The following is a 24762-nucleotide window of genomic DNA, read 5'->3' as shown; positions in this document are numbered from 1 at the left end:
CAGCAACACCCAAACGGTCACCGACCGCCGGGGCAACCGCAGCGTCTACACCTTCGACGCCGACGGCAACATCACCAAAGTGGTCAACCCCCTGGGCCAGACCAGCACCTACACGTTTGACGCCAACGGCAACGAACTCACCACCACCAACCCCCTGGGCCACACCACCACCAGAACCTTTGACGCCAACGGCAAACAAACCAGCGAGGCCAACCCCCTGGGCCACACCACCCGCACCAGCTACGGCACCGTGGGCTACATGTGGCAACGCCTCAACCCCCTGAGCAGCACCGACGCAAGAGGCAACACCACCGCCTACGGCTACTGGAGCGGCGAAGAACTGCAACCCGGCGCCACCCCGCGCACCATCGTCGAACCCCTGGGCCGCAGCACCACCATCGACATCGACCGCCAAAGCGGCAACCTGCGCGGCCTGGCCGTGGCTGGAGAAGCCAACACTTACGGCTACGACGCACAGGGACGACGCACCGTAGAGACCAACGCCCTGGGCCAATCCACCCGCTACACCTTTGACGCCAACGGCAACCAACTGACCCGCACCGTCACCAAGACCATCAACGGATCGGCCCAAACGCTGACCACCACCAGCAGCTTCGATGCCGAGAACCGCATGGTGGCGCAGACTGACCCATTGGGTGCCACCCGCACCATGGCCTACAACAGCGCCGGCAAGCTCACCAGCCAGACCAATGCACTGGGCCAAAGGACCAGCTACACCTACGACGCCAATGCGCGCCTGACCGGCACCAGCTATCCAGACGGCACAACTGAATCCACAAGCTACGACGCTGAAGGCAATGAAACATCCAAGACGGATAGGGCAGGGCGCACAACCCGAATGGAATATGACGCCCTCAACCGCCTGGTCAAGACAACCTACCCGGATGGCACAACGGAAACAGCGACGTACGACGCGGCAGGCAGAGTAACGGCCACCACCGACCGCAAGGGCCAGCGCAGCAAGATGGAATACGACGCTGCGGGTCGTCAAACGGCCAGCGAAGACGCCACCGGCATCCGCACCACGCAAACCTTTGATGCCAACGGCAACCGCACCAGCACGACCGTGGGCGGGCGCACCACCAACTTCACGTACGACAAACTGAACCGCCTGACCCTGACCCAGTACCCGGATGGCAGCAGCCACAGCACCGTGTACCGGACCGACAACCGCAAGCAAAGCGAAACTGATCCGAGAGGGCTAACGACGACCTATGGCTACGACGCCGCAGGCCGTTTGATCAGCGTGAGCCAAAGCCTGAGCGGCAGCACCACAGCAACAACGGGCTACAGCTACGACGAACAAGGCGCCAAGACCACGCAGACCGATGCGATGGGCCGCACCACCACCTGGAGCATGGACGCCGGTGGTCGCATCACCAGCCGCACCCTGCAAGACGGAACGACCGAGCGCAACAGCTACGACCTGGAAGGCAAGCGGGTAAACCACACCAGCTTTGCCGGGGAGCAGTTCACGTACCAGTACGACGCACAAGGGCAACTCACGGGAATGGTCGTGCTACAGGGAGCAGGCACCAACAGCACCATCCCGCAGAGCAGCGTAGCCTTCAGCTACACCGCCAACGGCCAGGTGCAAAGCCAGCAAGAGCAGGGCGCTACAACGCTCAACGGCACGCAGACCTACCGGTACGACGCCAATGACCGGCTGATCCAAAGCAACAGCCCGCTGGGGCAGTTGACGTACACGCTGGATGCCAATGGCAATGCGATTGAACGCAGCGTCAGCAATGCAACCAGTGACGCAGGTACGACCACCAGTACGTATGACGCGGCTGGGCGATTGGCAACGGTGACGGCACCGGATGGCAAACAGGCCCGTTACAGCTACGACACGGCTGGCCGACTCACCACAACCGAGCGGGACCTGAACCCGCAGGCAGGGCAAGCTCAGGTGCTGCGTACGCACCAGCGGTACGATAGCGCGGACCGCGTCATCGCGATCGCTCACATCAGGCGGACCGGTGCCACGCAGACCTTGATGGTGGGCCAGGCTCTGACACGGGATGCCGGTGGCGCAGTCACACGGATTGACATGTACCGAACAGGGTTTGGTGCAACCCCGGCGAGCTTCGATACCAACAGCGGAACGTTCTCCGGCATACCAGCACGGACGCAGAGCTTTGAGTACGACGCCAATGCAAGACTGACCCGCGAGAACAAAGTTGATGCCGCCACACCGGCATTGAGCCTGGATACGCGGTACACCTACGATGACGTGGGCAACCGCAGCACCAAGACTGCGACCAGCAGCGCAGGCACGGACAGCACGACGTATACCTACGACAACGCTGACCGCTTGACACAGGAGCAAACCACGCTGGCTGTCGGTGGCACCAAGACCACGACGTACACCTGGGACCAGAACGGAAACCTGGCATCCAAGATCGAGACAGGCAAAGCCACGCTGTATCGCTTTGATCCGCAGAACCGGTTGATTGACATACGCACAGGCGCCACCCAGGCGGCAGCACAAGCAGCGACGCCGAGTGTGAGCTATGCGTACGATGCCAATGGCAATCGGGTTAAGAAGGCGACCACACAAGGCACGACTGCCTACCTGATTGATCGCAATCAGACGTATGCGCAGGTGGCACTGGAGAGCACCGGTAGCACGAGCACCGCCTATGTGTGGGGCAACGAGTTGATTCGCCAGACGCAGGGTGGGACAGGCAGTTTGTTTGCGACGGCCAATGCTGTCAATGATGTATTCCCGTTGCAGGGTCACCTAAATACCAGCCTCGGGGCTATTGATGCCAATGGCAATGCGGTGGAGCAATCTTTGGGCGATGCCTTTGGGCAGTTGGATACGCTGACTGGCTTGAAGCAAAATCATGTTTACACAGGCGAATACTGGGATCAGGATGCCCAACTGCTTTACCTGCGAGCTCGGTGGTATGACCCCAAGATTGGGCGGTTTATGTCGGCTGATCCATTCCAAGGTAGGCGGAAGGATCCCCGCTCGTTAAACAGATATGCCTATGCAGGGTCTGACGGTTTAAACAAAATTGACCCAAATGGACGTGAATTCTCACTGGGCGGGTCGTTGGCCGCTGTCGCAGTGCTGGGAACACTGACCGCAATTTCTTTGCCCAACATGTCCCCAAATCAGTTTGTCGCCAGCGCACCCAGAAAGTTTGGAATTTTTGACGCAATCCTGTCGACGGAGATAACACATGATGTGCCGGATGAAGCGTTCGACGCGATGATGGCAGCGCAAATACAGGCGATGCCAAGGACTCACAAGCCGCCAGAAGGACACCATACGATCCCGATGTATCTTTGCGGAAACCCCGTTCAACAACGTTCCTGGGTGGAATATTGGCAACATGCCGTGTTGCATGCCGGTTTATCTGGAGTAACGTTGTATATCGAATTGATGGGCGCGCGAGTAGGAGATGCGCTTCTGATCCCTCTTGGGCGTCACAGGTCAGCTGTTCAACAACTCGGAACGACGATTGGCGGCAGAACTATTCTCACGAGTGCGATTGGAGCGCTGTACAAAGCGGCCGGCGCAATTGGAGATTTTCAAGATCCCGATGACTCTGGATGGGGAGAGCCCAAAATGGCACAAGTGTTCAAGGATGAGAGTCTCTTGTTTATCAACGGTAACTCAATGTGCAGATAATGAGCAAAGCAATCAAATGGAAATGGGTGGATATCGCGTTGAGAGATTTCTCCAGCGCTTCTTTCGACGATATGTCAGAGCGCTTCCGCGAAGAAGATCCGGTTGGGCTAATTACCAAATTTGAAGCGGCGCGTGATTTAGTTGTTGTAAACGTCTTTTCGCCTCTAGATACTGTATTCTGGGCGTGCCCTCATAGGAGTGCAGTCTGGCGAGAGGGCCAGTCAGCGTATAAGGCACTCGAAATAGCAAAGAGTGCGCTCAACCCCCTTAGACAGGAATTCCAGGTAAATCAGATAAACGTGAAAACCTCTGTGGGAAAGTGGTTTAGCGGCCTTCAGCGGCTCCTGGCGCCTAAACATACACAAGCAGAATCCTTGTCTTCTGATGGCTTGTTTCGAGAGTCCTACCGCCACGCATCTTGTCTAGTGCTGGCTTCGTCGCTGAGATCGTTTCAGGAGCAGTTGCAATGCGAAGTGGATCAGTTTGGCCGCTTTGCATTTTTCCCGAGCGAGGAGTGTGAACCAATGGTTGGTTCGGACCAGACAAAGGACGAATTTTGCTACGAGAGCCAAATATTGGCTGCGAGAATAGGTGGTACTAGCTACACAAATATTCTTGCAGTTAAACAGGTACTTTCTGCGTTGGAGGGCGCCGTCGCGCAACTTAATATTGGTGAGCCTTTTGACTTTAACCAATCCGCGTCTGGTATTGTAAAAAGTAGGCCGTCGTCCTATTCATATATTCTGAAAGCGATGTCTGAAGGCGAGCTTTGGGAGACCGAACGCAAAGTTATTTCCAATCGTGCGCGCTTAATACGACTGCTGGGATGGCCCAGTCACTTTGAACATGTTCAAGATATGCTTAGCCCACCTCCTTTCTTTGAATCCAATGTGGCATCTGCTGGCATAACCGTGCCATACAACGTAGTCGAGGAGCTCAGTGCCTACCTCGATGGAATGAAAGCAAGATATCCCGTCCTGATATCCAGTTGAAGCTGATGCACGAGGTGTCCTGTCCGCTGTCCGTTTCTGCTGTTGGTAGCTTCTTTCAGTCCCCCTTTTCGCAAAGCTCACATTGCTTGAAGGCGTAATGCGTCGATGTGAGCTTCCGGTCTCTCAATTTGCCGAGATTCGAAGATGAAAATATATGCGCCCATGTCCGACAGCGTCTTTGACCAACCCAATGATCAGGTCGTTTTAGAAAGCATTCATGACCATTTATTGAAATTGTTCAATCAATATCCTTCGGCAATGGATATCGAGGAACGTGTGGATATACCCGCTTGTGCAAAGGTTGGCTGGCACTTATGGATTTTCGCAATCGAAGTGGCAGGTGACGGAATTCCTGACTTTCTGTCGAATCATTGCTCGACCGCTGAGCAGTTGATATTTACTTACCATGCTCTTAAAACTGTTCAAGCGAATGAGTTGCTGCTTCTTCTTGAAGCCGCAATCCCGTTTTGCAAGGAAGCTGCCAAGGAGTACGGTGAGTTCAGTGAATTTCCGCGTCACGAGTGGGTTGATCAATTTCAGATAAACCCAGATTGGACTGATCTTGACGAAATATCGACGGCTTCATCTGGCTTGGTCGGAGCCCCGCTGTCGGCGCTGGCTGCAAAATATTTGCGTGCGCATCGTTCTGAATTGCAACTGAAATCGAAGAAGAGAAAAGTTGCGGCGAACAAGCCTGAGTAATGGAATTATTGTTGTCCTGTCCGCTGTCCGCTGTCCGCTGTTGTCCGGTCCGCTGACCGTTTCTGCTCCGGGTGTTGTCGTTGCGACGTCCCCCCGGATTTGAGTAGCAGGTACCTGCGCATGCAATATCCGACCAACAAACCGTCCAATGCCTGAACCAACACGGCCCGCTTGAGCGGCGTTTGCAACAAGTCAGTCTTGCTCCACCCATTCCACTTCTCCGCAGGCGTCAGCCCATCCAGGTTCTGGTGTGGGCGCGCATGGTTGTAAAACAGCGTGAACTCTTCAAGTGCCGATTGCAGTGCAGCTCTGGTTGAAATGACCAGTCGACGCAGCAAAGGCTTGAGCGTTCCGAACAGTCGTTCGATGCGCCCGTTCTGCCACGGTGCACACGTCTGAATCCGCTGATGCCGAATGCCGACCAGGTTCAAAAATGTCGTGAAGACCCCTGGTGAAGATTACTTCGTTGTCTGTGCGAATGCGGCTCAGCTTTCCTGTCTGCTGCTCAAGCACCATAGACAAGCCAAACAAACGAACACGCTCAAAATCTACCGCTGTCAGAACCGTCGGCTGTCTAGTGCATCGAAAGGCAGCAATGATACCTGCTATGGTTTGCATAGCGACTTGTGTATATCTGACGAGGGCTAGTGGCATATTTTTCCCTGAGTTGCCGGTGGAGCCAAGTAATAAACCCCATACTGGGTATATTTGAGCAATCTCACATGTAAATCCGTCTCTAGCCCTCGTCGGATATGGGCGTTCCACTATCAATCCAATAGCATCCGGTTTTCCGTACTCGCCACCACACTGTGTTGCGAATACGACGATTTAACACAGTCGCTGCTCTGTGGATGACGCGGCAGGATTGGGTTGCCGCGGGGTCGCGGTAGATATCAGACCAGTCGCACTCAGTAGATAACCCTGATGTTGGCGTTGCGCACGCCGACGCGCACGTGTTCAGACTCCAGGTCACTCTTATTGACAACCTTGGTGGCACCATTGGCCACGGTGAAAGGATTGCCGTACCCAGCGGAACCTTTGATGGCACTGGAGTAATTCTGAGAACCCGCCGGCAAGTAGTCCACATGCACGCTGGCGTTGCCGCCATTGGCTGTGATGGACATACCTACAGAGTTGCCGAGGTCTATTTGTGCTGTGTTGTCTGCAGCGATATTCACGGTAGTGGGCATGGTAATTCTCCTGGTAAATTGGTTCGGTGATGGGACGAGTCCACTGTAGGCCGACCCAAAGGCGTTGACCATTACAGGCCATTACAAGATTGGCCCGAGCTGACCGGAGAAACTCACAGAGACAGGTGGTGCTCGGGGCTGTGGCCGTGGTTGCTGTTGGCCCCCGGCTGGTAGCCGTCAAACAACAGGGTGATCTGCGCAATGCAATCCCGCGCCGTGGTCTCCTGGTGGCGCGTGGCGATGGCGTTCATCAGCTCGGGGCGCAGGTACCACAGTTCTGCGATATGCCGGGCGCTGTCGATTCTGCGGTTGATGCCGGTGCGGTCGTCGTCGCAATAGGTGTCTAGCGCCAGGAACATGGCCCTGCGCACACCTTCCATCACCGCATCGGGTGCGCCAGCGGTGTTGCGGCCCAGCAAAGCCCAAAAGCTGTTTCTCAAGCGCATACCGACCAGTTTGCAACTTTGGTTGCACGGTGGTGCTTCAATAACGGCGGCCTTTCGCCGCCAATATCTTCAATAGCGACGGGGGGATGAGCAGAGCACGCTCACAAATCCCACTCCGACAACTGCTGGTTCGCCGTAATCAGGCGCGCGACCAGCATCTTGATAAAGGCCTTGTCAAAGCAGGATTGCAACTCCATGGACGCTTGCTTGAGCGAGATGCTTTTGATCTTGAGCACAGAGATATCCGTCTCAGCCGTGACGGTGGCCGAGCGGAGGTTTTCGCCGGGTTGCAGATAGGCCATTTCGCCAATACTCACCCCGGCTTTCAATCGGGTCAGGGCTTGGTCTTTCTTGGAGACCTTCACCATGCCTTCGAGCAATAGGTAGAAGGATCGACCGACGGAGTCTTCCTTCATCAACACCGATCCGCGTTCGTGGGCGCGAATGCGGCCCAGGCGCAAGGTTTCCCAGATGGCCACGTCGGTGAAGTCGCGGAAGAAGTCCAGTTGGCGTAGTTTCTGGAACTGCTCCAACTCGGTAAGTTGGCTGGTCAGCCGGGTCACGCTGTTATTGGCGCCAAAGATCGCGTCCCCAAATGCCGCCCAATTGGGGAAGCGGTCCGCAGGCTTCTTGGCCATTGCGGTGCGCACCAGCTCGCTCAAGGCCTTGGGTAGCTCGGGGCGCAACACACGGATGGATACAGGCTCTTCTGCGCCAATCTTGTAGATGGTGGCGTAGTCGCTTTCGCCCTGAAAGGGCTTTTGCCCGGTCAGCATTTCGTACATGACAACGCCCAAGGAGAACATGTCCGAGTGCTCGGTGAGGTTCTCCTCGCGCACCTGCTCGGGCGACATATAGGCGGGCGAGCCCATGAGTCCCACCAATTGCGTGACATCGCCGTTACGCGACATGGCCGCGCCAAAGTCGGTCAGCTTTACCTCACCATCATCGCGCACCAAGATATTGCCCGGTTTGATGTCGCGGTGCACCAGTCCGTGCGCATGCGCATACTCCAGCGCATTGCAGCATTTGAATGCGATGTCCAACACCTCTTGCACTGGCAGCAATGTGTCGGGCGTGGTGTGCTGCTCCAGGGAATGCCCCTGCACATATTCCAACACCAGATACGGTGGATTGGCCCGCTCGTTGACGTCAATCAGCGACACGATGTGGGGGTGGTTGATACGCCCCACCAGCACGGCCTCGTTGTGCAGCAGGCGGCGGTACTTGGCCGCCTGTGTGGGGTCTTGCAGCAGGTGGGGATGCAGTTGCTTGATGGCGACCCAGTTGTCGCGGAACGTGTCATGCGCCAGGTAGACCACGCCGCTGGCGCCACGCCCCAGCTCGCGCTCCACTTGGTACTTGCCAATATCGGTTGGGGTAGAGGACATGGTGTTGCGGCTCACGGTGATGGGCTACGGACATTTCACCACACTGCGCTGTGCGCTTCATATGCGCCCTATCTGAACCTGGTAGCCGATGGTTTGTCCTTAGCGCCAAGCGCCCGGACAGGCAGTAGGATTGCGCGCATTGCTCTACCAACCCAAAGCACCCCAAAGGAAATCCACGATGACGTTGATGACGAACCGCCGTATTGCAATTGGCTTGTTGGCCGCATTGCCACTCGCTAGCTTTATGCCCATGGCCCAGGCGCAGACCTACCCAGCCAAGTCCATCCGCTGGGTCGTGCCGTATCCAGCAGGTGGGGGCTCCGATTTTCTGGCCCGCACCATTGCGCAGCAGCTGTCCAGCCAGGTGGGGCAGCCCATCGTCGTGGACAACAAGGCGGGTGGTAACACATCGATCGCAGCAACGGAAGTCGCTCGTTCGCCCGCAGACGGCTACACCATCCTCTCTGCCGACAACGGCACGATGGTGTTCAACACCGCGCTCTATTCCAAGCTGCCATACAACCCAGAAAAAGACTTGACCCCCGTCATGTTGATGGGCAAGTTCCCCATGATTTTGGTGGCCGGCCCGGGCTCTGATGCCAAGGACGCGAAAGACTTCATCGCCAAGGCCAAAGCCAATCCGGGCAAGATCAACTACGGTTCCGCAGGTGCCGGAAGCCCGCACCACCTGGCGATGGAGTTGCTCAAAGTCAGCGCCGGTCTTCACATGGTGCACATCCCGTATCGCGGCGCAGCCCCCGCCTTGACGGACCTCGCCGGTGGGCAAATCTCCGCCATGATGGTCGACTTTGCAGCGGGTGGGGGATTCATCAAGGGTGGAAAAATCCGCCCCCTGGCGGTGGCCAACCCAACCCGCGTGGCTCAACTGCCCGATGTCCCCACCTTTGCGGAGTTGGGGTTTAAAAATGTAGAAGCCTCCGCACAAGCCGGCGTCGTGGCGCCCGCAGGCACGCCCGTCGAAGTGGTGAACGCGCTGCAAAAGCAGATTGCGGCTGCGATCAATCAGCCAGCTGTCCGGCAAAAGTTGATCGACTTTGGTATTGAGCCCATTGCCAGCACGTCGCAGCAGTATGGTGATTTGATTCGCACAGAGACGGCGCGGTGGCACAAGCTGATCAAGGCGCAGGGGATCTCGCTGGATTGATGCCGTCGTTCAGGTGGGAGCGCACAGCCTGGATACAGGTCTGCTCCCTGAAGGGCCGTGTGGCGCTCCGTGACCTGCAGCACTCCGTGTGTGTCAGGCATTGATGTGCGAACTGGACGTCGAGACTGTGGTTCAGCCCGGGTTGAAAGTCAATTTGCCGCCGGAATCTGGTTGATCCATGCGCGCACCCGGCCACCCATCACCTCGGCCTCTTCGTCACGATTGGTCAGCACCGCGAAGACATAACCCCGGTCAACAAATATGTCGAGCTCTCCATTGATGCCAGGAAAGACACCGTTGTGGCCTACCTCAAGTCCTGCAGGGTAAGCGCCAACGGCAAAGCCGTAGCCGTATGATCCACCAGATTGATTGGTCCACAGCTTGGCGAGTGATTCTGGCTTGACCAAGTTGCCGACTAGCAGCGCCTGCGCAAAGCGATGCAAGTCGCCCACGGTGGAAAACCCACCGCCCGCAGGCCCACCCTTGATGACGTGCATGAACGTGTTTTCTATCCAATGCACCTGCCCACTCGATTCCGACGTGTAGCCCATCGCCAGGTTCTCTACCGGTTCGTCCATGGCGTAGCTGTCGGTATTTTTCATACCGGCGGGCTTGTAGATGTGCTCGCGAACATAGTCAAAGTAGTTTTGACCGCTTGCTTTCTCGATGACTACGCCGAGCAGCAGCATCCCGCTATTGCTGTATAGAAATTTCTGTCCGGGCGGAAAGCTTGGCTGGTCGCCCTGCAGCAGGGGCTTGAAGTCATCGATGTCGCGGAACAGCTCACGCGAACTTTTCTCAAATGTATCGTTGAAATAGTTTCCCAGCCCCGAGGTGTGGCTGAGCAAATGGTGAACGGTGATGCGGTCGGTTACGCTCTTCGGCAGCCAGCTTTCATCAATGTATTTGCTGATGCGGTCGTCGTAGGAAAGCCGCCCCCGCTCGACCAGTTGCGCAATGGAAACGGCGGTAAACATCTTGTTCATCGAACCGAGATTGAACTTGGTATCGACGTTGTTCTTCACGTGGTAACGCATGCTGGCCTCGCCGCATGCTCTGTTCAACAAGACCTGATCGCCGCGTGCGATGAGTAGGGCGCCAGAGAATGTGTCGTTTGCGCACTGGCGGTCCAAATTGGCGTTGGCACGCTCGAGCATTTGTGCTTCCGACATCGCCGCGGTGCTAGCACTCGCAGGTGGTCGGGCATGGCCAAACGCAATACTGCGGATGCGTGCATCATCGCCAGGCTCCATAGCAAGCTTGGCGGCCATCCAGCCACCATGCAGGCGTTCTTTCAATACGATGGTCTTGACCCAAGGGGTGGCCCCGTCAGGAGCGGCGTCAGCCCTCAGCGAATAGAAATCGACCCCAGAAGAAGAACGAAACGCCTGCAACAAAGATGCTTCGTGTGCGCCCGGTGCTTTTCCGGCTGCGACAGCAGGAGCGATGTAGCGTTCGACAAAGTCATGCGCTACCTTGGGATCGTTGGCATTGATCGCAGCAATCAGTGCTGCTACTTGATCGCCCAATCTACCCTGCGGTGGCTCGGTGACGTCTTGGAAAGTTGGCTTTGCCAAGACTTGTGCGTGGGCAGCGGACGCAGCCAGGCCAGACAACGCTAGCGCCGCGCACCATGCGGCAATTGTTTTTCGTATCACTGGGGCTCCCTGAACTCTAGACAATGTTACCCCGCAATCCGCACCTTGCGCGCCACCCCGTCCACCTTGCCGATGTGCCCCAGCGGCAGCTCGGTACTGGACTTGATGCAGTTCAGCACGATGTTGGAGCGGATATTGGCCACGCCCTTGATGCGCATGATCTTGCGCAACACCGTTTCCGAGAGCACGCCCAGATCGGCCGCCACGATTTGCATGATGTAGTCCGATTCGCCGGCGACCGCATAGCAGTCCAGCACCTCGGGGATGGCGATGATCTCGCGCTCGAACGCAGAACCTTCGTCACCGCCTTGGCGGCTCAGCGTCACATAGCTCATGGCGCGCACGCCCAGGCCCATGGCGGCAGCGTCCAGCAGGGCCACATAGCGGCGGATGATGCCCGTAGCCTCCAGCCGCTGGATGCGCCGACTGACCTGCGAGGCCGACAAATGGATCTGCTCGCCAACCTGCTGGTTGGTCGCATGGGCATCCTTTTGCAATGCGACCAACAAGCTGATATCGAACTTGTCGAGCAGCAAATCATCGAATTTTTCTTGATTCATGCATGAATTATGCATATCTTTGGCATTGAATGCCGCAAATCGCTTACACCGTGCGCGTGCTTTTGAACACAATCTAGGCATTCACAACACGGACTTTAGGAGCAGCACAATGGCCGATTTGTTTGACAACCCGATGGGACTGATGGGGTTTGAGTTTGTCGAATTCGCATCCCCCACACCCGGCCTGATGGAGCCCATTTTTGAAAAAATGGGTTTCAAACACGTGGCACGCCACCGCTCCAAGGATGTCGACCTGTACCGCCAGGGCGACATCAACTTCATCATCAACCGCGAGCCCAAAAGCCACGCCGCTTACTTCGCGGCCGAGCATGGCCCCTGCGCCTGCAGCATGGCCTTCCGCGTGCGTGATTCGCACAAGGCCTATGCCCGCGCACTGGAGCTGGGCGCACAGCCCATCGACATCCAGCCCGGCCCGATGGAACTGCGCCTGCCGGCCATCAAGGGCATTGGCGGTGCGCCGCTGTATTTGATCGACCGCTTTGAAGAAGGCAAGTCCATCTACGACATCGACTTTGAATTCCTGCCCGGTGTGGACCGCCACCCCTTCGGCCATGGCCTCAAACTCATCGACCACCTGACCCACAATGTGTACCGTGGCCGCATGGCCTACTGGGGTGGTTTTTACGAGAAGATCTTCAACTTCCGCGAGATTCGATTCTTCGACATCAAGGGCGAATACACCGGCCTCACATCCCGTGCCATGACCGCACCCGACGGCATGATCCGCATCCCGCTGAACGAAGAAGCCTCCGGCAAGACTGGCCAGATCGAAGAGTACCTGATGCAATTCAACGGCGAAGGCATTCAGCACATCGCCTTGATCTGCGACAACCTGGTTGCCACGCTGGATAGCCTGAAGGCGGCCGGCGTGCCACTAATGGCTGCGCCACCCGCGACCTACTACGAAATGCTGGAAGGCCGCCTGCCCAACCACGGTGAAGACACCGCCGCACTGCAAAGCCGCGGCATTCTGCTGGACGGCGTCAGCAAGGACGGCGACCGCCGCCTGCTGCTGCAAATCTTCTCGGCCACGGTGCTGGGCCCGGTGTTCTTTGAATTCATCCAGCGCAAGGGCGACGATGGATTTGGCGAAGGCAACTTCAAGGCGCTGTTTGAATCGCTGGAGCGCGACCAGCTGCGCCGCGGCGTCATCACTGCGGATTGATGGTCATAGCCATGCAAAAACTGGACCCCAAGCAGGCCGCCGAACAACTGCGCGAGCTACCCCACTGGGCGCTGGACGCCAAGGTGGGTGCTATCACGCGCGAATTCGTGCTGGCGGACTTCATGCACGCCTTTGCGTTCATGACGCAGATCGCGATCGCCGCCGAGAAGTACAACCACCACCCCGAGTGGAGCAATGTGTACAACAAGGTGCTGATCACCTGGACCACGCACGATGTGCACGGCCTGAGCAGCAATGACATCGCAATGGCCCGCATCTGCGACCAGGCCTTTGCAGGCTACGCGTCGGCGCCAACCCAAAGCTGAACAGGAGGCCTGATATGCAAGCGCAAGCAACACCCCCCGCCAAGGTCAAACACGGCTTGGCAGCCGGAGCCGCCGCCGCACCGCAACGCGCCGACTGGACCATAGACCAGGGCTGGGACAACTACACGCCCCAAGAGCACGCGGTCTGGAAGACCCTGTACGAGCGCCAGACCAAGCTGCTGCCGGGCCTGGCTTGTGACGACTTTGTCGAAGGCATGAAACACCTGCCGATGTCGGCCGACGAGATCCCCAATTTCGAAAAACTGTCTGAAACCCTGATGCGCAAGACCGGCTGGCAGATCGTGGCCGTGGCCGGCCTGGTGCCGGACGATGTGTTCTTCGAGCACCTGGCCAACCGCCGATTCCCTGCGGGCAACTTCATCCGCGGCGCGCACGAGCTGGACTACCTGGAAGAGCCCGACGTGTTCCACGACGTGTTTGGCCATGTGCCCATGCTGATGCATCCGGTGATGGCCGACTTCATCCAGGCCTATGGCCAGGGCGGCCTGCGCGCGCAGACGCTGGGCAAGCTGACCAACCTGGCACGCGTGTACTGGTACACGGTGGAGTTTGGTTTGGTGCAGCAGAAAGAAGGCCTGCGCATTTATGGTGCGGGCATTGCATCCTCATTCTCCGAGAGCACGTTCTCTATCCAGAGTGATTCACCCAACCGCATAGGGTTCGATCTGGAGCGTGTGATGCGCACCAACTACCGCATCGACGACTTTCAGGAAACCTACTTCGTGCTGGACAAGCTGGAAGACCTGCTGGCCCTGGCCAACACCGAGTTCGCGCCGTATTACGCGCGTCTGGACAGCGGCCCGACCTACCAGCCGGGCGATGTGCTGCCCACCGACAAGGTGCCCCACCGTGGCACCGGTAGCTACCACCGCGCACGCGCTGCCGCGGCTGCCGCCAAGGTGTAAACCCCGAGGAAAGTGGAGGGGAAAAGGGGCCGTGAGCGTGGACAATATCGCCCATGCATTCAACACCTACCCCCTCACCATCCGCTCCCCAGATTGCCGGCCACCTGCTGGTGCAATGTCTGATTGAACAAGGCGTTACCCACGCCTTTGGAGTACCTGGCGAAAGTTATCTGGCTGTGCTGGATGGCTTCCATATGTACCGCGAACACATCCAGTTTGTCGTCAACCGGCAAGAGGGTGGTGCCGCCTTCATGGCCGAAGCCCATGGCAAGCTGACCGGCCGGCCCGGCGTCTGCTTTGTGACCCGCGGCCCCGGCGCTACCAATGCCTGTATCGGCGTGCACACCGCCTTCCAGGATTCCACACCGATGGTCCTGTTGATCGGCGATGTGGCCAGCGACCAGCGCGACCGCGAAGCTTTCCAGGAGATGGACTACCGCGTCATGTTCGGCCCCAGCGCCCTGGGTATGGCCAAACGCGTGGAGCGTATCGACGACGCAGCCCGCATCCCCGAATACATTGCCCGCGCCTTTGCCACGGCCATGAATGGTCGCCCCGGCCCTGTGGTGCTGGTGCTGCCCGAAGACATGCTGACCCAGGCCGTCAAGGTGAACCCGCACACGGGCGTGCTGCCGGCACCTTTGGCCCGCGTGGAACCATCCGACGCCTGGAGCGACCCCGGCGCCCTGCGCACACTGCGCGAGATGCTGTTGAAGGCCGAGCGCCCGTTCGTTATTGCCGGTGGCAGCGGCTGGACACCGCAGTCCGCCCAGGCGCTGCAGCGTTTTGCCGAGGCTTGGCGCCTGCCGGTGGGCAATGCCTTCCGCTTCCAGGACACATTTGACAACCACCACCCGCTGTACGCGGGCGACGTGGGCATCGGCATCAACCCCGCACTGGCCAAGCGCATCGGCGAATCCGACCTGGTCATCGCCATCGGCCCACGCCTGGGCGAGATGACAACCGGTGGCTACACGCTCTTACAGGCCCCGCGCAGCAAGCAGACGCTGGTGCACATCCACTCCAGCGCCGAAGAGCTGAACCGCGTTTACCAGGCCGACCTGGCCATCCACGCCAGCATGCGCGCCGCCGCCCGCTCGCTGGAGGTGCTGGCTGCCCCCAAGGACGTGGTGTGGGAGGCCTGGGCGCAGGCCTGCAATGCCGACTACGTGGCCAACCTGCAAGCCAGCACTATCAAGGATTTGCCAGCCGACACCGAACGCGGCTTGGTGGACATGCACAGCGTTATTGCCACCGTGCAAAAACATCTGCCCGGTGATGCCGTGCTGACCAATGGCGCCGGCAACTTCGCTAGCTGGCTGCACCGCTTCTACCGCTACAGCGGCCTGGCCAAGGGCCACAAAACCCAACTGGCGCCCACCAACGGCGCCATGGGCTACGGCGTGCCGGCCGGCATTGCGGCTGCCATCACCAGCAAGGCCAGCCCCACGGCGGCCGGGCAGGGCAGGGTGGTGTTCACGATTGCCGGCGACGGCGACTTCCTGATGAACGGCCAGGAACTGGCCACTGCCGTGCAGCATGGCGCCAAGACCATCATCCTGCTCTTGAACAACGGCATGTACGGCACCATCCGCATGCACCAGGAGCGCGAGTACCCACAGCACGTGGCCGGCGCCGGCACTTCGCTACACAACCCCGACTTCGCCGCCCTGGCCCGCGCCTACGGCTATGCCGGTGTGCGCATCCAGCGCACGGCCGACTTCGAGGCCGAGCTGCTGGCCGCGCTGGAGCGGCCGCAGGGCACGCTGATCGAGGTGATGCTGGAGCCCGAGCTGATCAGCACCCGGGTCTCGCTGACCGGCATCACGCAGGCGGCGCTCAAGCGCTGATACGCGGGCCTTGGCACGCGGGCGCTGTGCCTTGCTACTAAATCAGTAGCTGCTGAAGCATATTTGACGAGGGCTGCAGCGCTTTTTTGCTGGATGTTCCGATTTTCAGCCTCCATTAAACCCAAATTGGGTAAGTAGCATGGTCAACCGGCAACTTGCCTTCTGAGGTAAGCCCCTGTAATTGATTCCGCAGCACCCCTGTGGTGTCATGGTTCTGCGCATGCTTGCCAGCCGTTTGCAGGAGGAGGATGGAGTGACCAGATTGAACCGCCGTCGGGTATTTGTGCCCCTGGGGGTACTGGCCGTTCTCGCGGCAGTGGTCGTCTACGTGAGCCAGACACAGGGGCACTTGCGTGGAGATACCCTCGTCGTCGCTTTGCAGCCCACGGCCGAGGGGCCCGACGCCGATCAGGCCCTGGTGGCGCATGCCATCCTGGGCAACTACAAGGAGACGCGGCAGATCGCCGCGCTGTGGAGCGGGCTGTACTGGGGCTTTGCGTGGGCGGCGGCCGTCCTCAGTGCCCTGGCGGCGCTGGTGCTCAAGCTGGAGTCGTTCATCACCAATGAGAAGTTGAAGAAAGACATCGCTGCCTTGTTGACGGTGGCTGCTGCGCTGCTGATGACAGTCTCCACGGGCGGAGACTTCCAGCGCAAGTGGCAGGCCAATCGCGCCGCGGCGGCGGAGATTGAGCACCTGGGCTATGCCTTTCTTCGCAACACCCCAGAAAACCCCCGGCAGTATCTGACCCAGCTCAGCGACGCCTTGATGCGGCGGCACATGTCCATCCTGGGGACCCAGGTGGACCGCCCCAGCTTATGAGACCACTGCAGACTGGGTAGGCCTAAAGGGCTTTTTCCTTGCGGGACACCGGTGCCAGATAACGGGTTTCGAGCGTTGCGCTGGGCAGAGGCTTGCTGAACAGATAACCCTGCATTTCGTCGCAGTGCAGTTGGCGCAGCAGGCGGGCCTGCTCCTCGGTCTCCACACCTTCGGCCACCACCTTGAGCTGCAGCGCATGGGCCAGGCTGACGATGGTGGCTACCAGGGCTTGGCCTTGCTGGCCCTTGGTCATGTCAATGACGAAGGAGCGGTCTATCTTCAGCGTGTCCACCGGCAGCTTGGACAAATAGCTCAGCGACGAGAAGCCGGTGCCGAAGTCATCAATGGCGATGCTGACCCCCATGGCGCGGATGGCGTGCAGGTTGGCGATATTGTGGTTCACGTCCTCCATGATCAGGCTCTCGGTGATTTCCAGCTCCAAGCCCGCCGCCGCGTCGGGGGCCATGCCCACCACCTTGCGCACCTCGTCCACAAAGCCGCGGTGGCGCAATTGCAGGGGCGACACATTGACGGCCACCCGCACCGGCGTCAGGCCGGCGGCGCGCCAGCGCAGGTTGTCCTCCAGTGCCTTGCGCAGCGCCCAGCGGCCCACTTCGTAGATCAGGCCGGTTTCTTCCAGGATGGGGATGAACTGGGCTGGCGGCACCAGGCCGGTCTCGGGGTCGTTCCAGCGTATCAGCGCCTCGATACCGGTCAACTTGCCGCTGCCCAGGCTGACCTTGGGCTGGTAGTGCAGCACGAACTGGTCCATGTCCAAGGCGGTGCGCAGCCGACTCTCCAGGTTCAGGGCCTCGGCGACGCGGGTGTTCATTTCGGGTGCGTAGAACATCAGCGACTCTGCCGAGCCCTTGGCCCGCTTCAGTGCGGCCTCGGCGTTGCGGAACAGCGTCTCGGCGTCTTCGCCGTCCACCAGGTACAGCGCAATACCGGCCTTGCCGGCAATGCGCAGGTCGGTGCCGCGCAGTTGGAAGGGTTTGGCAAAGCAGTCGCGTAGCAGCTGCTCCAGGCTCAGCGCCACACTGCCGGCGTCGCGCGGGTCTTGCACGGCCACGCCAAAGCAGTTGATGCCCACCCGAGCCACCGTGTCGAAGCCAATCTTGCTGAGCTGCAGGCGCTGGGCCAGGAGCTTGAGCACCTCGTCGCCGGCGCGGCGGTCCAGCATGTCGTTGATGTTGCGGAAGCGGTCTATGTCGATCAGCGCCAGCGCGGTGGCACCCTTGGCGCTGTCGCGCGAGCGCAGCAACTGGCTGACCCGTTCCAGGAACAACTTGCGGTTGGGCAGGCCGGTCACCTCGTCGTAATAGGCCAGGTAGTCCAGTCGCTCTTCCTTGTCCAAGTGGTCCAGCGCAAAGCCGATGTCACCAGCCAGCTCGGTCAGCAGCTTCAACTCTTCCTCGTCAAAGAACTGGGCTTCGTCGGCATAGAGCGTCAGCACACCGACTGCCGTGTCGGCCACCATCAGCGGCAGGAAGGCCATCGACAAGATGCCCCGGGCGATGCGGTCGTCAGCAAAGGCGGGCCGCGGTGCGATGCGGATGTCGTTGGAAATGACGGGGCGTTTCTCGCGTATGGCCCCCACGCTCATGCTGTTGCCGGTGGGTGCATCCTCGCGCAGCGAGAAGTGGCCCTTGATCTTGTCCAGGAAGGCGGCGTCGGCCCCGGCGGAAGCTACGGGCTCCAGGGTCAGCGTGTCCGGGTCTGCCAGGCCAATCCAGGCGGTCTTGAATTGACCCTGCTCGACGGCAATGCGGCAGGCCTCGCGGAACAGCTCGTCACGGTTGTGCACGCGCACGATCAGCGTGTTGATGCCGCTGAGCACGGCATAGACGCGGTTGAGCCGGCGGATTTTCTTCTCTGCCTCGCGGTAGTCGGTGATGTCCTCGCCGATGCAGGCCATACCGGTGACGGCGCCGCTGGCTGCGCGCAGCACGGTATTGCTCCAACGGATCAGGCGGCGGGCGCCGCTCTTGGTCAGTATCTCGTTCTCGAAATGCCCGGCGGTCGATTCCTGGTTCAGCAGCGTTGCAAAGGCGCTTTGCATGGCGCCGACGCCCGGCGGTATGAAGCGCTCGAACCAATTGCGCTCCAGCACCTCGACACGCGTCCAGCCTGTCAGGCGCAGCAGATAGTCGTTGCAATAGCTGATGCTGGCGTCGCAATCCAGTATTACGGAGGCCAATTCCACATGGCCCAGCATGTCGCGAAACCGCCGGTCGCTTTCGCGCAGCTCGTCGGCGGCCCGCTTGCGCTCCGCGGTTTCCAGCTGCAACTGCGCGGCGTGCTTCTGGACCTCGGCAAACAGCGTGCCGTTTTCATAAACCCGGCCTACCTGGGCGGCCAGGATGGTCAGTATGTGCTGGTCCTCGGGGCTGAATGCGGCCTCGCCCAGTTTATTGGCCAGCACGATCCAGCCATAGGCCTTGGCCAGCGACTCTACCGGCGCCATCAGCGCACTGCGCGTCGCCGGGTATCCGGGGGGCAGGCCGGTCGCGGTGGCGTCGCCGTCGGCAACCGTCATGCGCCGCGACAGGCGCTCGGCTATGGTCAAACCCAGCAGCCCGCTGTCCAGGCTGGGTTGGGGCAGGTGGGCCGCGAGTGCCGTGTCTATGCCGCTGGTAGCAACGACCAGCCCGTCGGCATGTGCGCCATTGGCGCAGACCACGGCGTACTGTGCGCCTATCAGGTCGCGTGCGGCACGGCACACCTTTTCCAGCAGCAGGCGCGGGCTCTGCTCGGAGGCCAGTTGCAGGTTGAGGTCGGTCAGCGCGGCCAGACGGCGGTTGACGGCTTCCAGCTCCGCGACTTTTTCGGACAGGGTATCGGTGATCAGGCGCAGGTGTTTGCTGCCGAAGTCTTGCACGTCGGCCGTTGTCGATGGCGGCACCGTATGGGCCAAGGCCTGGTCTATGGCCAGCAAGATATTCTCGGGTTCGCAGGGCTTGATCAGCACGTGCGATACACCACAGTCTTTGGCCAGCGCGCGGGCCTCGCGTTCGCGGTAGTAGGCGCTGTAGAAAATGACTTCGGTCGCGGCCAGCGAGGGGTCTTCGCGCAGTTGGCGGACGAGTTCGTAACCGTCCATGGTGGGCATCAGGATGTCGGAGATCACCAGGTCGGGGTGCTCCCTGCGCACCAGGGCCAGGGCCTCGGCGCCGTCAGAGGCCTCGTACGCCTGGTGCCCGCGGCTGGCAATCAAGGTCCTGATCAGCAGGCGGCCATCGGCATGATCGTCAACTACCAGTATTTTTGCCACGGTCGGACGTCCTGCCTTTCTAGGGGTGGCGCAGGCGGGGGCCGGCCTTCAGCGCGGAGGGAAGAAAGGTTTCGATCTGCGCGATGAAATTCTCTGGCGCAACGGGTTTGCCGATGTGCTCGTCAAAGCCCAGGTTCAGCGCTTTTTCGCGGTCGCCCATCATGGCGAAGGACGTGACGGCAATCAGCGGGACCTTGCGCCAATCCGGGTGCTTGCGCAGGCCGCGGGCTACTTCGTAGCCGTTCATGACCGGCATTTGCAGGTCGCAGATGATCAGGTCGGGCTGCTCTTGCAGCGCCAGATTCAGGCCCACACTGCCGTCCTTGGCCTCCAGCACGGTGTAGCCGGCTGACCGCAGCAAATAGGAGACCAGGTCGCGGCTGAAGCTGTCGTCTTCAATGATGAGAATGCGTGCCAGCATGGTGTTTCACTCCTCGCTCAAATGCACGGGGGAGGTGGGTGAAGGCTCTCCCTCCCGCGTGGCCAACAGGGCGTTGATCTGCGTCAACATGTGCCGGGCGCTGGTCTGGACTATGCGTAACTGGTTTTCCTGCTCACCGTTCAAGGGGCCAGGCAGCTTCATCAGCAGCGTGCCGGTGAAGCCGATGATGGAATTGAGGGGGTTGCACAAATCATGTGCGATGCGCTTGATCAACAACTCGTTGATCTCCTTGGCTTGTTGCAGTGCCTGGGCGGGGTCGGCCAGCGCGGCTTGTTCCAAAACGAGGGCCTGCAGCGGCCGTCCCTCGGGCTGCAGGCCGCTGTGTCCGAACATGGCCTGCGCTACGGCGTTGCAGCGCACAACCCGCCCATCGGGTGCGATGGCGATCAGGGCATGGGTGTTGTCACAGTCCACCCACGTCTGTTCGGTCACATTCGGAGTCATCCTGCCCTTTGTTCGTTAAGCCTCGGGGCTGCAACACCAGGCGGCAGCCCACTCCAGCCAGCCGTGCCTGCGCCCGAACTGGCCCGATCCAACGACATCATCTTTGAATTATTGGGTAATTTAACCATATACCGGGTTATTTATCAGCAGGCGCGCAATACCCTGGTTGGGCTTGGTGTGGTGTCCGGCAGGTCTGTGGCACGCGTTTGGGTTTGCTATTGAAAGCATAGCTGCATACGCATATTTGACGAGGGCTTCCCGCGCATTTCTTGTAGGCTGGTGTGCGCCAGGGGCAGGGGGTTAACATTGCCGGGATGAAGACCTTGGACACGCCACCATGAGCCCACCGTCCGCCGAGCCCCGCATTGCCGCCTTCCTGGACCGCTATACGCCGGAAATAGCCGGTGCCGCCCAGGCCTGCCGCGCCAAGTTGCACAGCCGGTTTGTGCAGGGCTACGAGCTGGTCTACGACAACTACAACGCCCTGGTTTTCGCCTTCGCCAGCACCGAGCGCTCCAGCGGCGCCATCTTGTCGATTGCAGCCTATCCGCGCTGGGTAACACTGTTCTTTGCCAATGGCATAGCCTTGGACGACCCCCAGGGCCTGTTGCAGGGCGATGGCGCACGGGTGCGTGGCATACGCCCGCGCACGCCCGACGACCTGGACCAGCCCGCTGTGCAGGCCCTCATTGCCCAGGCCGTGGAGCCCCACCGCCAGGCACTGGATGCTGCCCCCGCGCTGGTGACGGTGGTGAAGTCCGTCTCGGCCAAGCAAAGGCCGCGCAGGCCCGCCTGATTTTTACAAACCCATACCGTTCTTAAACTTCTTAACCCTATGCGCCAAACCATTGGTCAAATTTCCCTTGTCGTGCGTGACTACGACGAAGCCATAGCCTTTTACGTCGGCAAGCTCGGCTTCACCTTGGTGGAAGACACCGCCATGCCCGCGCAGGCCAAACGCTGGGTGGTCGTGGCGCCCCCCGGCGGCGAGGGGCTGCGCCTGCTGCTGGCCCGCGCCGTGGGCGAGGAGCAGTTGTCCCGCGTCGGCAACCAGACCGGCGGGCGGGTCTTTCTGTTTTTGTACACAGACGACTTTTGGCGCGACTACAAGGCCTACCAGGCCAAGGGCGTGGTCTTTGTGCGAGAGCCCCAAGAGGAGCCCTATGGCACCGTCGCCGTGTTCCAAGACGTGTATGGCAATTTGTGGGACATGATCCAGCCCGGCACACAGCCATGACCAGCACGCCACTCTTTGATACCGACCGCCACGAAGCCCTGCGACCCCTAGCCTGGGACGCGGACGCCGCCCGAGCGGCTATTCAGCGCATCGTCGCGGATGCGGAGAGCCGCTTCGACCCCGAGCGGCTGTGGCCGGTGCACCCCCGTGACCGCAGTCCGGAGGAAGCTGCTAGCACGGGGCTGACGCCGCTGTACCACGGGGCCTGCGGCGCCATCTGGGCCCTGCATTACCTGCAGGAACAAGGGGTGGTGGCGCTGCAGAGAAACTACCTGCCGTTTCTGGGCCCAGTGCGGGAACACAACCAGACCTGGCTGGGCGAGATCTACGCGCAGGCCGCGGCCGCCTACATGATGGGCGACGTCCCCATTCTGCTGACGCAGTGGGCGCAAAGCGCCGATCGCGCGGCGTTGGAGCAGCGCTTGGACATGCTGATTGCCGGCAATATGGACCACCCGCATCGCGAGCTGATGTGGGGCGCACCCGGCACCCTGCTGGCTGCGCTGTTTCTGCATGAGCGTACTGGCCAGGCACGCTGGGCCGAGTTGTTTGTGCAGACCGCTGCCAAGCTGTGGTCGCAGTTGCTGTGGTCCGAAGAGTTTCAATGCCACTACTGGATGCAAGACCTGTATGGGCGCCAGAGCACGTATCTGGATGCCGTGCACGGTTTTGTGGCCACTGCCTTTGTGCTGATCAAGGGGCGGCATCTGCTGGCACCGCAAGACTGGCAGGCCTGGGAGCGGTGCATAGTCCAGACCGTCACCCGCACGGCGAGCGAGGAGGGTGGTTTGGTCAACTGGCGCGCACAACTGCTCACCGCGGCGGGCGAGAAGCCCCGCATGCTGATGCAGTTCTGCCACGGTGCGCCGGGCTTTGTGATCTGTCTGGCCGATCTGCCGTCCCCTGATTTGGATGCGCTGCTGTTGAAGGCGGGTGAGGCTACCTGGGCGGCTGGGCCGTTGATCAAAGGTGCAAACCTGTGCCATGGCACCGGTGGCAATGGCTATGCGTTCTTGAAGCTTTACCAACGGACGGGTGACGCACGGTGGCTGGAGCGTGCGCGGGCCTTTGCCATGCATGGCCTGGCCCAGACCCAGGCCGACCAGGCCCGCTATGGACGCGGCCAGTATTCGCTATGGACCGGGGACCTGGGCTTTGCCATCTACTTGTGGGATTGCCTGAACGGGCAGGCGCGGTTTCCGACGCTGGACGTTTTCTAGACCGAGGCTGCTTCCACCCGGTCGCGGCCCTGGTGCTTGGCGCGGTACAGCGCGGCGTCGCAACGCTCTAGCAGAACAGCGGCGGTTTCGCTGCCATCCCACTGGGCAACCCCCAGGCTGATGGTCACGGGACGGCCCAGTTCAAAGTCCAGCGTGGCGCACAGGTCGCACAGGTTCTGCGCCCGCTGCCGTGCGTCAACCAGGGCCAGGCCGGGCAACATGGCTACAAACTCCTCGCCACCCAGGCGGGCAAACAGGTCGTTTGTGCGGAATTTCTTGGACAGTTCGCGCGTGAGTTGGCGCAGCACGGCGTCACCCACACCGTGGCCGAATTCGTCGTTGATGCGCTTGAAATGGTCCAAGTCCAGCAGCACGATGGAGAGCGGCTCGCCGTTGGCTTTGGCTTGGACCACCTCGCACGCCAGACCTCGGTCGAAGGCGCGGCGGTTGGCAACCCCGGTCAGGGCGTCGGTTTCGGCCATGGAGCTGAGCGTGCGGTTGTTCAACTGCAGGGGCTTGAGCACAAAGCGCTCCAGCAGCACATTGAGCACGACGAACAGCGAACCGAAGATGAGCAGAAGCGCCCAGTTAAAACTCTTGCGCACGCTGTGGAAGCGCGCCAGGTGGTCCTGTTTGGGCACGGTGACGATTTGTGCACCCACCACCTCACCCATTTGCCAGCCAAAGCCGCCCAGGCCTGGGTAGTGTGCGCGCAGCGTGGCCGGCGCATCTTGTGGCAGGCCATGGCAGCGCAGGCAAGCGGCGTTGGTGATGCGTATGGGCTTGACCGCATGCAGCGATTGGCCATCTTCCGAGGGCAGCACCTCCACCACGTCCGCATCGACGCGCTGTTGCTGTTGGTAGCGTTTGATCAGGGCCCCTTCCCACGGTGCGGCCAAGTCCTTGGGGTTGGTGGGGTTGAGCGCCGCCTCGCGGTAGCGGTAACCCGGGTAGTGGCGGTAGAGCCGCTCCAGCGTTTCTTTGGACGCGAAAGCCGGTACGCTGATGGCCTCGAAACCCTGCTCAGGGCGGGCATCGAAGTAGGGCGTGACGTGGTCTTGCGTGTATTCCCGAATGGCCAGTGAGGCCTGCATGTGCAGCTTGACCTCGGCACTGACGGCATCGGTGCTCAGCGCGTTGATCTCGCGCTCGAAAAACAAAGTACTACCCAGCCAGAACAGGCCAAAACATCCGGCCAGTATCAGGTTGAACAGGGTGCGAAAGCTCACCGGAAAAGTTTAGCACCCTGGTTGTTTCACGGTGGGA

21 protein-coding genes and 1 pseudogene are annotated in these 24762 nt (G+C 60.2%); 12 read left to right on the top strand and 10 right to left on the bottom strand.

All coding sequences use genetic code 11. The annotated features are described in order from the left end of the window. The 3 genes from AC07OO_RS21110 to AC07OO_RS21100 all read left to right on the top strand — a co-directional run. The coding region (locus tag AC07OO_RS21110; RefSeq protein ID WP_495084113.1) for an RHS repeat-associated core domain-containing protein at window positions 1–3667 on the top strand (3667 nt) is incomplete at its 5' end. Beyond that, window positions 3667–4659 carry a hypothetical protein gene (locus tag AC07OO_RS21105; RefSeq protein WP_495084112.1) on the top strand — a complete coding sequence of 331 codons (993 nt, stop codon included), beginning with the start codon at window positions 3667–3669 and terminating at the stop codon, window positions 4657–4659. The genes AC07OO_RS21110 and AC07OO_RS21105, both read left to right, overlap by 1 nt. Before the next feature lie 162 nt (window positions 4660–4821). After that, on the top strand, window positions 4822–5361 hold the full coding sequence (locus AC07OO_RS21100; protein ID WP_495084111.1) for a DMP19 family protein: 540 nt from the start codon (window positions 4822–4824) through the stop codon (window positions 5359–5361). 5 nt (window positions 5362–5366) lie between these two features. Here the strand turns inward: AC07OO_RS21100 and AC07OO_RS21095 are convergent, their stop codons facing one another. The 4 genes from AC07OO_RS21095 to AC07OO_RS21080 all read right to left on the bottom strand — a co-directional run bounded on the left by AC07OO_RS21095 (window position 5367) and on the right by AC07OO_RS21080 (window position 8388). Then, window positions 5367–5792, bottom strand: coding sequence for an integrase core domain-containing protein (locus AC07OO_RS21095; protein WP_495084110.1), 426 nt, complete (start codon window positions 5790–5792; stop codon window positions 5367–5369). 477 nt (window positions 5793–6269) lie between these two features. After that, on the bottom strand, window positions 6270–6551 hold the full coding sequence (locus AC07OO_RS21090; protein ID WP_495084109.1) for a hypothetical protein: 282 nt from the start codon (window positions 6549–6551) through the stop codon (window positions 6270–6272). A gap of 113 nt (window positions 6552–6664) precedes the next feature. Further along, window positions 6665–6997 carry a hypothetical protein gene (locus AC07OO_RS21085; RefSeq protein WP_495084108.1) on the bottom strand — a complete coding sequence of 111 codons (333 nt, stop codon included), beginning with the start codon at window positions 6995–6997 and terminating at the stop codon, window positions 6665–6667. Window positions 6998–7098: 101 nt separating this feature from the next. Beyond that, window positions 7099–8388: a protein kinase domain-containing protein gene (locus tag AC07OO_RS21080; protein WP_495084107.1), complete on the bottom strand. Its 1290-nt coding sequence runs from the start codon at window positions 8386–8388 to the stop codon at window positions 7099–7101. Between the two features lie 187 nt (window positions 8389–8575). Between AC07OO_RS21080 and AC07OO_RS21075 the strand changes: the two genes are divergently transcribed. Next, entirely contained in the window at window positions 8576–9553 is a 978-nt protein-coding gene (locus tag AC07OO_RS21075; protein WP_495084124.1) for a Bug family tripartite tricarboxylate transporter substrate binding protein, read from the top strand. 149 nt (window positions 9554–9702) lie between these two features. On the opposite strand, the gene AC07OO_RS21070 is transcribed toward AC07OO_RS21075, so the two are convergent. Continuing rightward, window positions 9703–11082, bottom strand: a complete 1380-nt coding sequence (locus tag AC07OO_RS21070; RefSeq protein ID WP_495084106.1) for a serine hydrolase domain-containing protein — start codon at window positions 11080–11082, stop codon at window positions 9703–9705. Between the two features lie 155 nt (window positions 11083–11237). Then, window positions 11238–11771, bottom strand: a complete 534-nt coding sequence (locus tag AC07OO_RS21065; RefSeq protein ID WP_495084105.1) for an Lrp/AsnC family transcriptional regulator — start codon at window positions 11769–11771, stop codon at window positions 11238–11240. Between the two features lie 109 nt (window positions 11772–11880). On the opposite strand from AC07OO_RS21065, the gene hppD reads away from it, so the two are divergent. The 5 genes from hppD (at window position 11881) to AC07OO_RS21040 (ending at window position 16879) form a co-directional block, all read left to right on the top strand. Further along, entirely contained in the window at window positions 11881–12957 is a 1077-nt protein-coding gene (gene hppD, locus AC07OO_RS21060; protein ID WP_495084104.1) for a 4-hydroxyphenylpyruvate dioxygenase, read from the top strand. Window positions 12958–12968: 11 nt separating this feature from the next. Then, complete coding sequence (locus AC07OO_RS21055) at window positions 12969–13283, top strand: 4a-hydroxytetrahydrobiopterin dehydratase (RefSeq protein ID WP_495084103.1); 315 nt, start codon at window positions 12969–12971, stop codon at window positions 13281–13283. Window positions 13284–13297: 14 nt separating this feature from the next. Continuing rightward, window positions 13298–14209, top strand: coding sequence for a phenylalanine 4-monooxygenase (gene phhA / locus AC07OO_RS21050; protein WP_495084102.1), 912 nt, complete (start codon window positions 13298–13300; stop codon window positions 14207–14209). 53 nt (window positions 14210–14262) lie between these two features. Further along, on the top strand, window positions 14263–16059 hold the full coding sequence (locus tag AC07OO_RS21045) for a thiamine pyrophosphate-binding protein (RefSeq protein WP_495084101.1): 1797 nt from the start codon (window positions 14263–14265) through the stop codon (window positions 16057–16059). Between the two features lie 253 nt (window positions 16060–16312). Beyond that, the gene (locus AC07OO_RS21040) at window positions 16313–16879 is read left to right on the top strand and encodes a hypothetical protein (RefSeq protein WP_495084100.1); all 567 of its coding nucleotides are present in this window, start codon (window positions 16313–16315) and stop codon (window positions 16877–16879) included. Window positions 16880–16901: 22 nt separating this feature from the next. On the opposite strand, the gene AC07OO_RS21035 is transcribed toward AC07OO_RS21040, so the two are convergent. From AC07OO_RS21035 to AC07OO_RS21025, 3 genes and pseudogenes are all read right to left on the bottom strand, one after another. Further along, complete coding sequence (locus tag AC07OO_RS21035; protein ID WP_495084099.1) at window positions 16902–20153, bottom strand: EAL domain-containing protein; 3252 nt, start codon at window positions 20151–20153, stop codon at window positions 16902–16904. A 19-nt stretch (window positions 20154–20172) separates the two neighbouring features. Further along, window positions 20173–20574 carry a response regulator gene (locus AC07OO_RS21030; protein WP_495084098.1) on the bottom strand — a complete coding sequence of 134 codons (402 nt, stop codon included), beginning with the start codon at window positions 20572–20574 and terminating at the stop codon, window positions 20173–20175. Window positions 20575–20637: 63 nt separating this feature from the next. Continuing rightward, window positions 20638–20928 (bottom strand): annotated as a pseudogene (locus tag AC07OO_RS21025) (histidine kinase dimerization/phospho-acceptor domain-containing protein); the annotation flags it as partial. 448 nt (window positions 20929–21376) lie between these two features. Here AC07OO_RS21025 and AC07OO_RS21020 point away from each other — a divergent pair. From AC07OO_RS21020 to AC07OO_RS21010, 3 genes are read left to right on the top strand one after another with little or no spacing between them, the layout of a single operon-like run. Continuing rightward, window positions 21377–21835 carry a hypothetical protein gene (locus AC07OO_RS21020; RefSeq protein WP_495084097.1) on the top strand — a complete coding sequence of 153 codons (459 nt, stop codon included), beginning with the start codon at window positions 21377–21379 and terminating at the stop codon, window positions 21833–21835. 39 nt (window positions 21836–21874) lie between these two features. Further along, window positions 21875–22276, top strand: coding sequence for a VOC family protein (locus AC07OO_RS21015; RefSeq protein WP_495084096.1), 402 nt, complete (start codon window positions 21875–21877; stop codon window positions 22274–22276). Beyond that, window positions 22273–23496: a lanthionine synthetase C family protein gene (locus AC07OO_RS21010; RefSeq protein WP_495084095.1), complete on the top strand. Its 1224-nt coding sequence runs from the start codon at window positions 22273–22275 to the stop codon at window positions 23494–23496. Before AC07OO_RS21015 ends, AC07OO_RS21010 begins: the two co-directional genes overlap by 4 nt. On the opposite strand, the gene AC07OO_RS21005 is transcribed toward AC07OO_RS21010, so the two are convergent. Then, the gene (locus AC07OO_RS21005; RefSeq protein WP_495084094.1) at window positions 23493–24725 is read right to left on the bottom strand and encodes a diguanylate cyclase; all 1233 of its coding nucleotides are present in this window, start codon (window positions 24723–24725) and stop codon (window positions 23493–23495) included. The two genes, AC07OO_RS21010 and AC07OO_RS21005, sit on opposite strands and share 4 nt — an antisense overlap. Between the last annotated feature and the right edge of the window lie 37 nt (window positions 24726–24762).

This window comes from Rhodoferax sp. GW821-FHT07G04, from assembly GCF_059418585.1.
The sequence above is the reverse complement of the archived record's forward strand: the minus strand, read 5'-3'. Positions and strand labels throughout refer to the sequence as shown.